At 68.6% G+C, this 12,276-nt stretch carries 8 protein-coding genes; 4 read left to right on the forward strand and 4 right to left on the reverse strand.

Features of this window, described 5'->3' with window-relative positions:
• Nucleotides 1-30 precede the first annotated feature (30 nt).
• Complete coding sequence (gene bluB, locus EDD29_RS29145; protein WP_123667518.1) at nt 31-1,803, forward strand: 5,6-dimethylbenzimidazole synthase; 1,773 nt, start codon at nt 31-33, stop codon at nt 1,801-1,803.
• A 32-nt stretch (nt 1,804-1,835) separates the two neighbouring features.
• A complete protein-coding gene (locus EDD29_RS29150; RefSeq protein WP_123667519.1) occupies nt 1,836-2,804 on the forward strand; it encodes an aldo/keto reductase in 969 nt (322 codons plus the stop codon).
• Here the strand turns inward: EDD29_RS29150 and EDD29_RS29155 are convergent.
• Nucleotides 2,798-4,981: an NACHT domain-containing protein gene (locus tag EDD29_RS29155; protein ID WP_123667520.1), complete on the reverse strand. Its 2,184-nt coding sequence runs from the start codon at nt 4,979-4,981 to the stop codon at nt 2,798-2,800. The genes EDD29_RS29150 and EDD29_RS29155 overlap by 7 nt on opposite strands.
• A gap of 360 nt (nt 4,982-5,341) precedes the next feature.
• Between EDD29_RS29155 and EDD29_RS29160 the strand changes: the two genes are divergently transcribed.
• Complete coding sequence (locus EDD29_RS29160; RefSeq protein ID WP_123667521.1) at nt 5,342-6,259, forward strand: TauD/TfdA dioxygenase family protein; 918 nt, start codon at nt 5,342-5,344, stop codon at nt 6,257-6,259.
• Nucleotides 6,260-7,652: 1,393 nt separating this feature from the next.
• Here the strand turns inward: EDD29_RS29160 and EDD29_RS45010 are convergent.
• On the reverse strand, nt 7,653-8,069 hold the full coding sequence (locus tag EDD29_RS45010; RefSeq protein ID WP_148086131.1) for a hypothetical protein: 417 nt from the start codon (nt 8,067-8,069) through the stop codon (nt 7,653-7,655).
• Between the two features lie 1,366 nt (nt 8,070-9,435).
• Entirely contained in the window at nt 9,436-9,696 is a 261-nt protein-coding gene (locus EDD29_RS29165; RefSeq protein WP_123667522.1) for a hypothetical protein, read from the reverse strand.
• A gap of 240 nt (nt 9,697-9,936) precedes the next feature.
• Here EDD29_RS29165 and EDD29_RS29170 point away from each other — a divergent pair, with 240 nt between their 5' ends.
• Complete coding sequence (locus tag EDD29_RS29170) at nt 9,937-10,773, forward strand: transposase family protein (protein ID WP_425454991.1); 837 nt, start codon at nt 9,937-9,939, stop codon at nt 10,771-10,773.
• Between the two features lie 7 nt (nt 10,774-10,780).
• Here the strand turns inward: EDD29_RS29170 and EDD29_RS29175 are convergent, their stop codons facing one another.
• Nucleotides 10,781-11,497 carry an ISAs1 family transposase gene (locus tag EDD29_RS29175; protein WP_123667524.1) on the reverse strand — a complete coding sequence of 239 codons (717 nt, stop codon included), beginning with the start codon at nt 11,495-11,497 and terminating at the stop codon, nt 10,781-10,783.
• Between the last annotated feature and the right edge of the window lie 779 nt (nt 11,498-12,276).

Genomic DNA, 12,276 nt, shown 5'->3' on the forward strand with positions numbered 1-12,276 from the left:
AAGGAAACAGACAGGCATATCTTCGGATGCATGTCACGTTCGGATCAGAAGACCTGGAACCGCCCTATACCCCTCATTGGGGATACCTCCGCGGCGGTCGACCGGGCCGCCGATCCGGCCGCCTGGGCCTTCGACGCTCCCGCACGTGAGGCGTTCTACGCCGTCGCCGGAGCCCGGCGCGACATCCGGCGCTTCCGGCCCGATCCCGTCCCCGAGGAGACCCTGCGCCGGATCCTCGCCGCGGCGCACACCGCCCCGTCCGTCGGGCACAGCCAGCCGTGGCGGTTCCTGATCGTCCGTGACCCCGCGCTCCGCGACGCCGCGGCCCTCATGGCCGAACGCGAGAAACTCGCCCAGGCCGACCTGCTCGGCGAGGAACGCGGCCGGCGGCTGCGGGACCTCAGCCTGGAAGGCATCCGGGCCGCGCCCCTCGGCGTCGTCGTCTGCTGCGACCGCCGCACCCCCGCCGCCGGCGTCCTCGGCCGCGCCACCTTCCCCGACGCCGACCTCTGGTCGTGCGCCGCCGCCATCCAGAACCTCTGGCTCGCCGCCCGCGCCGAAGGACTCGGCCTCGGCTGGGTCACCCTCTTCCAGCCCCACGAACTCGGCGCCCTCCTCGGCCTGCCCGACGGCGTCACCACCCTCGGCTGGCTCTGCCTCGGCTGGCCCGACGAACTCCCGCCCTCCCCCGGCCTGGAACGCCGCGGCTGGTCCCACCGGCTGCCCCTCGACGACATCGTCTTCGCCGACCGCTGGCCGGAATCCGACCCCGCCTCCCCGCCCGACCACCTCGCCGCGCCCGCCCCCGCCGCCGTCGTCGCCGCCCGCGACGAGGCCGACGACCTGCTCGCCGTACCCGGCTCCCTCGGCGTCCTGGACGCCGCACTCGACCGGATCCGCGCGATCCGGTCCGACGGCCTCACCGGAGGCCGCCTCGTCCTCGCCGCCGCCGACCACCCCGTCACCCGGCACGGGGTCTCGGCCTTCCCCGCCTCGGTGACCCGGCAGATCCTCGACGCGACCCGCGCGGGCGTCTCGCAGGGCGCGTCGGCGGCCCGCGCCGCGGGGCTCGGCGTGCTCGCCCTCGACGCCGGAGTGCTGCCCGGCCCCCCTCATGCCGAGTCCGGCCTCGACCGGAAACTCGCCGACGCCGTCCGGGCCGGGGGGCCTCGCGGCGACCTCGTGGAGACCGACGCGCTCACCGACGTCGCCGCCCGCCTGCTGCTGGAGGCCGGCAGGGTGGCCGGGGAGCAGGCCGCGGACGGCGGACTCGTCGTCCTCGGCGAAGCCGGGATCGGGAACACCACCCCCGCCGCCGCCCTCGCCGCGGCGTTCCTCGGGCTGCCCGCCGAGGAGACCGTCGGGCTCGGCGCCGGATCCGACGCGGCGATGGTCGACCGCAAGCGCGCCGTCGTCGCCGCGGCGCTCGCCCGGGTCGGCGACCGCGACCGCAGCCCGCTCGAACTGCTCACCGCGCTCGGCGGCGGCGAGTTCGCCGTCCTCACCGGCGTCGTCCTCGGCGCGGCCTCCCGCGGCGCGGCGGTCGTGCTCGACGGGCTCGCCACCTCCGTCGCCGCGCTCGCCGCCGTCCGGATGATGCCCGGCGTCGCCGCCCACCTCATCGCCGGGCAGCGCAGCCGCGAACAGGGCCACCCGCCCGTGCTGCGCGCCCTCGGCCTCGAACCCCTCCTGGACCTGCGGCTGCGCGCGGGCGAAGGCGTCGGCGGCTGCTTCGCCGCAGGAATGCTGCTCGCCGCACTGCGCACGCGCGCCGGAACGGCACGAACCGTGCGGAACCTCTAGAGTTCGGTAAAACGATCTTTTCGGGAGGGACCATGCGCACCGTCGATCTGGGCTCGCAGGGGCTGAAGGTGTCGGCACAGGGACTCGGCTGCATGGGAATGAGCCAGTCCTACGGCGTCGCCGACGACACGGTCTCCCTGGCCACCATCGACCGGGCCTTCGAACTCGGCGTGACGTTCTTCGACACCTCCGACATCTACGGCGCGGGCGGCATCTACGGATTCGGCGCCAACGAGAGGCTCCTCGGCTACGCCCTGCGCGGCCGCCGCGACGAAGCGGTCATCGCCACCAAGTGCGGCATCAAGGGCATCGTCGTGAACGGTATGAAGTTCGAGCTCGGCGCCTCCCCCGAGTACGTCAAGCAGGCCTGCGAGGACTCCCTGACGCGTCTCGGCACCGACCGGATCGACCTGTACTACCTGCACCGGGTCGACCCGGACACGCCGATCGAGGACACCGTCGGGGCGATGGCCGAACTCGTCACCGAAGGCAAGGTCCGCTACCTCGGCCTGTCCGAGGTCACCGTCGACCAGCTGGAACGCGCCCACGCCGTCCACCCCATCAGCGCGCTCCAGAGCGAGTACTCCCTGTGGACCCGCGGCATCGAGGCCGAGATCCTCCCCGCGCTGCGCCGCCTCGGCATCGGCCTCGTCCCCTTCTCCCCGCTCGGCCGCGGCTTCCTCACCGGCACCGTCACCACCGCCGAGTTCTCCGCCGACGACATGCGCAACTCCAACCCCCGCTTCACCGCCGAGGCCGTCGACGCCAACCAGGCCATCGTCGCCGTCGTCCGCGAGATCGCCGCCGCCCGGGGCGTCCTGCCCGGTCAGGTCGCCCTCGCCTGGGTGCACTCCCGCGGCGCCGACGTCGTGCCCATCCCCGGCACCAAGCGGCCCACCTACCTGGAGCAGAACGCCGCGGCCGCCGACGTCGCCCTCACCGCCGAAGACCTCGCCCGCCTCGGCACCCTGGCCGCCCAGGCGACCGGCTCCCGTTACTGAACCTCGCCGCGCGCCGGGCCGTGCTCCCCGGGCCCGGCGCGCAGCGCACCCTGCGCCCACCGCGTCGCCAGGTGGTCCTGGAAGTCGGCGTGCCGGAACTGGTACACCGGCCCGACCGCCCGCAGCAGGCCCAGCCGGTGCGCGTCGTCGAGGAACCCCATGAGGTCCCGGGGCGCCAGCCTCCGCCGCCGCAGCTCGTGGGACATGACCAGGTAGGCGGGCCAGGCGCGATGGGGCTTGAGGAAGACGACCCCCATCACCGCGCCGGGGAAGCAGCACGTGACGGCGAGCAAGGGCACGTTCAGGTCCGTCCCGCTCGCCATCGTCACGAGCACCGCCACGGTGAGGACGCCTGCGCCCATGCTGAACGCCACGGTGCCGGTCAGCGCCCGGTCGGCCCGCCAGACATCCCGTGGGGCGGCTGCGCGGCCGCCGTCCATCGGGGCCGCGTTGGAGACCACCGCCACGGCACCCGCCATGACCAGGCCCACCAAGCCCGCGGCCGCGCCGACCATCGGCGCGTTCCCTCCCATGAACAGAGCCGCCCCGGCACCCCAGAGCCCGGTGACGACCCCGGCGAGCACGGAGGTCTCCACGATGGCGCCGAGATCACGGCGCACGACCCGCAGCTCCGAGCGCGTGCGCCGCAGCGGAGCCAGCGAACTCCGGCCCGGCTCCTCGCCCGGCCACTCCCTCGCGTCCGCCCAGAGCAGCGGAACGCAGAAGAGCGCCGACGACAGGAAGACGGCGGCGCCGCGCACCGGATCCTGCGACACGCAGACCAGGGCGCCGACCGCGAGCGCGCCGCCGAGCCCGAGGACGCACACGACGTCGCGCCGGAAGCGGTCGAGCGGCATCACCGTGGCGGCCAGACGCCACCAGGCGAGGTCACGGGTCGGCGCGGCCACCGTGCCGGTGAGGTGGTGGGCCAGGTAGGCGAGCCAGCGCCGGGCCGCGGCCGGGTCGTGCGCGCGGCGCGGACGGAACAGGGCGGCGTCTCCGGTGGGCGGGCGGCTCTCGATGAGCGCGGCGACGAGGCCGTCGAAGAGATGGGCGCGCAGGTGGGCGCCGCCGGGGTGGACGGCCGGGTCGGTGAGGTGCGCGGGGTCGCCGCCCGGCCTGATCTGGGTGACCCGGATCAGCCACAGGCCCAAAGGGGTCGCGCACACTTCGGCGAGCACCGGGGCGGTGCCCCTCTCCAGCGCGTCGAGGCAGTCCCGCCAGGCTTGGGACGGGACCGGCGGGAGGCAGCGGCGCAGGTAGCCGGCGGCCGCGGCCGGGGTGAGGAGGTCCGGCTCGGCGACCGCGGCGCCGGTGAGCACGTCCCCCGCCGCCTCGACGAGTTCGGTGTACTCGTCGGTCCGGCAGGTGAGGATGAGCCCGCCCGCGTCGCCGAGGTGCCGGTTCAGGGCCGCGAGCATCGCGGTGCGCGCCTGCGGGGGCACCTCGTCCAGGCCGTCGAGGACGGGCACGACCATCCGGTCCGCGACGAGGTGCCGGGCTCCCTCGCCGCCGAACTCCCGCCCCGCCAGCGCCGGATGACCGAGGCGGAGCTGATCGGCCGTCCACTCCCACACGTCCGGTGTCGCCTCGACGTCCCAGGAGGCCGCCGAGAGCAGCACCGGTACGGGCTCCTCCGGCTTGCGGCTCTTGAGCAGTTCCCGCACCAGCTGGACGGCGAGGGTCGTCTTGCCCGCACCGGGCCCGCCGAGAAGGACGAGACGGTTGCGGCGCAGCGCCCTGAACCGGTCGGCGAGCACGTCGATCCCGTCCGACGACCCCTCCCATACGGGTCTCCCGTCGGCGGCGACGCTCGCGCCGTGATCCATCAGCGGCCGGTCGGTGAGCCGCCAACGGACCGGGATCGGATCGGGGTCGTCGAGCTGCCGTGCCACGGCCTCCCGCCGCCACTGCTCGGCGACCGAGCGGGCCAGCACGTCCGCCGCGGACGCCACCTGGCCGGTGGTGACCGCGGCCGCCGCGCGCCCACGCCACCACCAGAGCCCCAGCAGCGCCGCGGGCACGCCCGCCGCGAGCGCCACCCCGACCACCTGTCCGACGTCGGCGGCGGTGTCCAGCCCCTTGTCGCGCAGCACCTGGAGCACGACGCCCACCGACGCCGCCAGCGACAGCAGCCCCACCGCCAACGCGACGTCCCGCACCCGCCCTCTGCCCATGCGGCCCATTCTGGAGAAGAAGATCACCAATATCCGGAGAACCGCCGGATTCTGCAATCAACTGGGCGCCCGCCCAAGGCACGGCCTTTACATAGTAATGTCCGAAATGCCGGATGCCACGATCACCCCGAAGCCCGCGAGGAAGGGGTGCGCGAGACGTGGCGGGCGGGAATGCGCGCCACCCGGGTCAGCGTGGCCACCGAGGACGGGCGGCATGAACGCAGGCTCGGATCGTGCCACAGGGACGGTCTCGCGGGGGTTCTCCGTGGCGCTTTTGTATGTTATTCCTACTGTTTAAGTCAAGTAAGTAGGGATTCGGAGTCCTTCACCGCCGGAGGGTTCCGGAAAGGAGCGGTACCGATGACCAGCGCGAGCAGCGAACTTCAGGTCACCAAGGTCGGCGGCGCGATCGGCGCCGTCGTCGCCGGACTGCGCATCGGCCCCGACCTCGACCCGACCGCCGTCGCGCAGTTCCGCGCGGCCCTGCTGAAGCACCGGGTCGTCTTCCTGCGCGACCAGCACCACGCCACCGACGACGACCAGTACGCCTTCGCCGCCCAGCTCGGCGAGGTCACCCTCCCGCACCCGACCGTCCGCGGCGACGGGCACGCGATCCTGCCGATCGACTCCGAGCAGGGCAAGGCCAACAGCTGGCACACCGACGTCACCTTCGTCGACCGCGTCCCGGCCATCTCCGTCCTGCGCGCCATCACCCTCCCGCCCTACGGCGGCACGACGGTCTGGGCCAACACCGTCGCCGCCTACACGAACCTGGCTCCGGCGCTCAAGGCGCTCGCCGACAGCCTCCGCTTCGTGCACACCAACGCCTACGACTACGCGCTGGAGCGCCCCACGGCCATCGGCGGCATCGACGTGCGCGAGGAGAAGTACCGCGCGGAGTTCGCCAACACCGTCTTCAAGACCGAGCACCCCCTGGTCCGCATCCACCCGGAGACGGGCGAGCCGTCACTCCTGCTCGGCCACTTCGCCCAGTCCATCCCGGGCCTGTCCACCGCCGACTTCCAGGACCTCTTCGGCCTCTTCCAGCGCCACATCACCCGCCTGGAGCACACCGTCCGCTGGACCTGGTCCCCCGGCGACCTCGCCATCTGGGACAACCGCTCCACCCAGCACTACGCCGTCGCCGACTACGGCGACCACCCCCGCCGCCTCCACCGCATCACCATCGCCGGCGACATCCCCCTCGGCATCAACGGCACCCCCAGCACCCCCCTGGAAGGCGACGCCTCCGCCTTCTCCCCCCTCCAACCCGCCTGACCCCTTCCCCCCGGCGGCCCGCCCCACGCGGGCCGCCTTCCGCGCCCTCCCGGCCCCCACGACAGCCCCCGCGGATTCTCCTCGCGAGCCCCGGCAGCCGCCGGCGCCCGTGACCGCCATCGGATCTGGAAGGCCCGATGGTTTATCTCACGCGAAGCCTTTGGGTGCCGTACTCGGTACCGGCGAAGTACGCATCAGACGCTCGTCGCATATCGAGGATCTCGGGGACCCCACGGAGAATCCCACCAGCACCGCGCCCCATCAAAGACAGGAACTCTACATACCGTCCAGGAATCCCGCGAACGCCCCACCGCTCGCGAACGCGGTTAATCTCCGTGTCTGCCAATCCAGTGACGGATCCAGGGTCGGCACTCCGCACTCCTGTAGCAATATCCGAGATAGAAAGCATCAACCCCGCACCATCGCGATGTTGCGAAGGGCCTGCCATGGCCTCGCTCGAACCCGAGATCTGGGGAGGACCCGCTGACGACAGCTGCACCCGCCCGGTTTCACGGGGCTCGTAGGCTTCCTGCGAGCAGGATCGCGGCTTGACGGCGAACTCAGGCGCCGATCAGTCCTCTGGGGGAACCCATTTGATGTGAGTCTTCCGTACCTGGTCCAAGATCCACGCGCGAACCTCTGGTTCCGAATTGCGCCACAGGTAACCGACCGGACGACACATGGCATCTCTGCCAGCCCATCCTGGTTCACTCAAGAACAGGCGTCTGGGAGAAGACCTTGCGACGATGGGAAGGCTCTCACAGATACCGGCCAGCAACCAGATCCGGTCCAGATTCTCCGGCACGCAGCTTCCCCTGGGATCCCGGTCAGCCGGTGACGAAAGAGCTCGAATCTCTCTCATCGCCCGGAGAACCAGTGCACCCGCAATCCAGTTCTCGTCCGTTCTGGCTCTTGACCGCCCGCGGAACCAAACCACGCCCACTCCTCTACAACGACGGATCAACAGGAGGCTTACACACTCCCATGCTGATCCGCAAACTTCGCGAGTGCTCTGGACCCAGCAACTTCAGAAGTTCCACTCGTATCTCTCTCGACCGTGGTGCCCGCCAAAACGGGTGAACATCACCCTGGCCGTCAAACGGGGGAAGCTCAGTCGAGTGATGGGGTCCGCTCTGCAATTAGACCGTCACCGTTCGCTGCGACCACGTCCACGTACCCATTGAATCCCGGCCGACCTCATCGGCGGCAGGCAGGGTTGATGGGGCGGACAAGGAAGGTTGCGCACTGTTCAGCGCGGTGGCGCAATAGGTCGTAGGTGGTGGTTCCGGTGGCCTGGCAGGAGCGGATGGTCTCTACGAGGGCTCGGGTGCCGTCTGTCTGCTGGAGTCGGCCTCAGGGCGGAGGCCGGCGGCTTTGAATAACCATCCAGTTATTAGATGTACGGACCGTCCAGGACGTCATAATTACAGAAATTTCCTATTGCGAACTGTCGCGAATACTCACCATCCTCAAGATAATTCGATGGACTCCAATCACCCGGACCCGGGTCCAAATCCAATAGGCACCAATCGTCAGCGACGCAAATTCGCAGACCGTCAGAAAGGACGAGCAGGGAATACCTGGCAGCATCTTCGACTATTCGATAGTCCTTCAGTCCGAAAACTGATATATGGACCATCCGCCAGTCGCCGGACACTTCAGCGTCCCTCGCCTGTATCTCGAATGTCACTTTCCTGGAATCAATGTTCGGATACCTTGGAAGAACAATGCTAATCCCGGTAATGACACCATCCTCGAAATTGTCGAACCTCTCGAGGAAGGAATCGACATCTACTTCTTCGAGTTTCACGATCCCACCTCAATCCTTCACTACCGTGGCGACCTCAGGTTCCATCTTACGGGGATCCTTCTTTCCAGAAAATGCGGTGCGCCGCGTCCGTGGCCCTGCACGGCTCCCGGCGTCGTGAAGACGTGGCCACGAGGGGCCGCCAGTCCCATGGTCCTTGAAAACTAAGTGAACGACCGCATCTCCGTTCTCATTGAATATGTATGTTCTGAATCGGTGTGCTATTCGGCACCATGCGCCAGTGTCGTGCCGGCGAGGACGTACCTCAGAGTGGGTTGCGAAGATCGTGGCGACTCCCGGGTCACTTGATGTCGGCGTCACACCGACCCGCTGGGTTCCTGCGCTTCCCTTATGTCCCTTGGAAGTGCCGCGGAAGAGAGGGACGTCGCAGTTGTGGACGAGGATGGGGGTGGTGTCTGCGAGGACGTAGTAGGTGTGCGGCGATCAGGCCGAACGGGAGATCACGGCGGGCCATGACTGGCTCCCGACCTGCTGCGTTCCAAAGCGTGCCCGTCCGGGCACAGGTCTTGACGGCAACGGTGACGGCAACCCGGGCGAACGAGCAGGACCGGCAGGTGTCACCGGGACACCCACACCGCAGGCAACACGAGGAGCCGGCCACCCGGGCCCGCCAAGGATTGAATCATCGGACGGCCGAGATCGGCGAGGAGACGGAAGCTATCGGTTTGGGCAGGGAACCCTCGCAGGAGCCCTGATCGGGCCTCAGCGGGCAGGCCAGGCCCGCCCGATACGCCGGGCCAGCGTACGGGCCCCCGCCCCTGCCCAAACCGATCACTCAGCTCGCCGATACCGGAGACACCCAACTCACCAGAACGCACGCAGAGTCATCAGAAGTCACACGAGCTGGCTGAAACTTTCTCTACAAGTATCAAGAGCGCGCTGACGCGCGCCGCGGGCTACGCCCGCCCGGGACGGGCACGCCTCCTGCCTCCGGCCCGGCAGCCCGCCCGGCAACAAGATCCAGCCCCATACACCGCCGGGTGCTCGAGCGGCGAGCCGAACCCGAAACGCTGCCCCGCCCAGCGACGAGCGGACCCCACCACCAGCGTCCGCGCGTTGCCGAAAGCCAGACTGACGACAGAACGCATCTGCCCAGCTCACCCGCTTTGTAGGAAACCTACAACGACCGCTTTGGCTTGACGGCAACACTGACGGCAACGAGGGGCACCGTCAGCGCCACACTGCGACCTTGAGGTCATTCCACTGCGCCAAAAACCCGCTCAGGCTCGGGTTCATAAAGTCCCGTCATAAGCGAACTTGGCTCACCAAACGCACGAGAATCTTCCGCCCACACCACACCTCGCGCGATTACAATCCCTTCTGCGAGCGATGGTCCGAAGAGGAAGGCTCACCTCCCTCTCCAATTGAACGGCGCCACCGTAGACTGGATCACCCCCTCCTCGTCGCCTGAAGCAAAACGAAGCGACGCGTTCGGAGTCTCCTCCCGCAGGCCGATGTACACCACGTCCTTAAACAGTACTTCGAGCCTGGTCGGCTTTTCCCTCTCCGGGCCGACACATAGAAGTAGTTGACTATGGCTCTTTTCATAGCACTTGAGGAAAAGGGGCCTGCCGAAGGAGATCGGCAGGCCGACCTGGACAACTTCCATTAAATTTCCTACCTGAACAGGTTCGCGATCAAGGTCATCCCCTCATAGAAATCAACCTTGGGGAGCGCGCCTGCATAATGAGGTGATCTCAGAGGAATAGGCCGGTCAGCTGGTTTTTCTGGGCAGGAGGCGGGTGTTCCGGGCTTTTCTGGAGGGTTCGTCGAAGGCCGGAAATGAGACGTGGAGCCTCGGTAGGAAGAGGGCCACCACAGCTCCGTCTTCGCCTCCGGAAGGCTCCACGTGATTGCCCATCGTGCCATGCTCGACGTCTCCCGTGACCTGGTTCTGCAGGTTGCCCGGCTGCTGGGGGCCGAGCGGCGGCGACGTGGAACGCCGAAGGGCAGCCGTGCGCTGACCCCGTTCTGGCAGGCGGTCGGGGTCCTGCGCTGGTTCCGCGGGGAAATGGACATCCCCGGCCTCGGCCGCGACCACGGCATCTCGCGGGCCACCGGCTACCGCTACGTGGACGAGGGAATCGACGTTCTCGCAGATCAGGCACCCGATCTGCACGACGCGCTCGACCGCGCGCGAGCCGACGGCCACGCCTACCTGATCATGGACGGCACCCTGATGTCCGCGGACCGGTGCGCCGAGCAGACCCTCAGCGTCAAAGGCGAGCTGATCGACCTGTGGTACTCCGGCAAGGCCCACCACCACGCCGGCAACATCCAGGCCCTGTCCTCCCCGGGCGGCCTGCCCCTGTGGGTCTCCGACGTCGAACCCGGCTCCGTCCACGACCTGACCGCCGCCCGCGCCCACCTGCTCGGCGCTCTCTACAAAGCCGCCGCGAACGGCCTGCCCACCCTCGCCGACGGCGGATACGAAGGCGCCGGAATCGGCATTCTCACCCCCATCAAAAACCCCACCGACGGACAGCGGCTCAGCATCGGCAACCGCACCTACAACCGGCTCCTACGCGGACTGCGCTGCCTCGGAGAACGAGGATTCGCCCTGCTCAAGACCCGATGGCGCACCCTCCAGCACATCACCGCCAGCCCCAGCAAAATCACCGACATCACCCGAGCCGCCCTCGTCCTCACCCACTTCGAACACGGCCACCTACCCGAAACTCGGTGAGATCACCTCAGTGCGCGTTCTTCTCCTCGACCAGGAACGTGGCGGCGTCGCGTTGGGTGTGCTGGGCGTCCGCGGTGACGATGACGTCCTCCAGATCGAGGGGTTGGAGCAGGGGCCGGAGCGCGGTGATCTCGTTGCTCTTGCCGTCGACTTCCACTTGCCGGAGTGTGGCCTGCGCGGCCTGGTCCAGGACCGACAGCAGATGGGTCGCGGTGCCCTTCGCGGTGTAGTGGCGGGTGCCGCGCAGGCTCTTGCCGTCAACGGCCAGCACACGCCGTCCGGTCGGCCGGGGCGTGGTCGCCGGCCCGGTGAGCTGCCCGACCAGCCATGACGCCGCGGCGGCATCGAACGCCTCGGGATCGACTTGTTCCAGCACCCGGCGGATCGTCGCTTCGCCAGGAGGCTCCCAGCTGCGGGAAAGCGGATCCCACCGCACTTCCAAGGAAGCCATGACCTGCGGGGACGCGTCCGCGACCCGCTCAGCGACCGCCGCGAACGACCGCGCCCCGGCCACCACCGCCGCAACCGTCACCGCCAGCAGCGACACCAGCCGATGCCGCACCCCACGCGCGTCCCGCGGATCGGGAACCCCGGCCAGGCAATCCAGCAACCCCGGCGTCCGACCGGCCAGAATCTCCCGCTCACCAGCGGAAAGCGGCCTGACGGCAACGCCAACGGCAACGGAGGCGATCCCCAGCCCCCAGCGGGGCCGCCTCAGCGCCATGCGCCCTGGCTGCCTCCGTCCCGCCGAATTGCTGGATCAGCCCTGGCGGCGCTCTTCGAGAAGCTAAACCCACTCGTTCTCGGAAAACTGGGAGTAATCCGCTGTGAGGGCGCTCGGAGCAGTTTCGATCAGGTGGAGGACTGTCCATGCCAGGCCGAAACACCCATCCGGACCGAAGACCGAAAGAAGAGCTTTCGCCTCCTCGTCAGAGATTGGAGCAACAATCTGCCCCAAAAGGCTCTCTCGACCTTCGAGATCATCAGGAGTGGCTGAGTCTTCACGCGGAAGCGGGCCAGCTGCCACCAGGTCTTCCATCTGTTTACGAAGCGTCATTTTCCCTGGCTCAATTGCTGTTGGCGTTGTGAACGAGGACTGTTGTGTGACCGGCGAGCACGTAGTGGGTGGGGGTCCGGCAGAGCGGGCACAAGCCGCTCACTCCCAGGAAAAGCTCTGCGGCGAAACACCCCCCGACCAAAGCCGATTGAGCGCACTCAGCATCCGGGTCAAACTCACGTCGAACTCGTTCCAGCCATCGGGATCCGATCTCATCCACCGATCATGGATTACCAGCCCTCGTGGATAGGGCCCCGTCGATCCTATGAATCGGCCGCATGAGGCACACCAAACATATGTCACCAAGGACAGTTTCCCAGCTCGGGCAGACTTCCGCGCATATGCCCTTATCGAGATCTGCCCGCACCCGGGACATACGCGCTCACTTTGATCGTCCAGGAAGGAAGGACCCGCACCCAGAACGGCAAGCTCATCTGCAGAGAAAG

It is taken from the genome of Actinocorallia herbida (assembly GCF_003751225.1).
In the GTDB taxonomy this organism is placed as follows: Bacteria; Actinomycetota; Actinomycetes; order Streptosporangiales; family Streptosporangiaceae; genus Actinocorallia; species Actinocorallia herbida.

Bases quoted from the DNA above. Each gene is read 5' to 3' on its own strand.
- EDD29_RS29160 (WP_123667521.1), top strand. From the start codon at position 5,342: ATGACCAGCGCGAGCAGCGAACTTCAGGTCACCAAGGTCGGCGGCGCG.
- EDD29_RS29150 (WP_123667519.1), top strand. From the start codon at position 1,836: ATGCGCACCGTCGATCTGGGCTCGCAGGGGCTGAAGGTGTCGGCACAG.
- EDD29_RS29155 (WP_123667520.1), bottom strand. From the start codon at position 4,981: ATGGGCAGAGGGCGGGTGCGGGACGTCGCGTTGGCGGTGGGGCTGCTG.
- EDD29_RS29175 (WP_123667524.1), bottom strand. From the start codon at position 11,497: ATGGCGCTGAGGCGGCCCCGCTGGGGGCTGGGGATCGCCTCCGTTGCC.
- EDD29_RS29165 (WP_123667522.1), bottom strand. From the start codon at position 9,696: ATGGAAGTTGTCCAGGTCGGCCTGCCGATCTCCTTCGGCAGGCCCCTT.
- bluB (WP_123667518.1), top strand. From the start codon at position 31: ATGTCACGTTCGGATCAGAAGACCTGGAACCGCCCTATACCCCTCATT.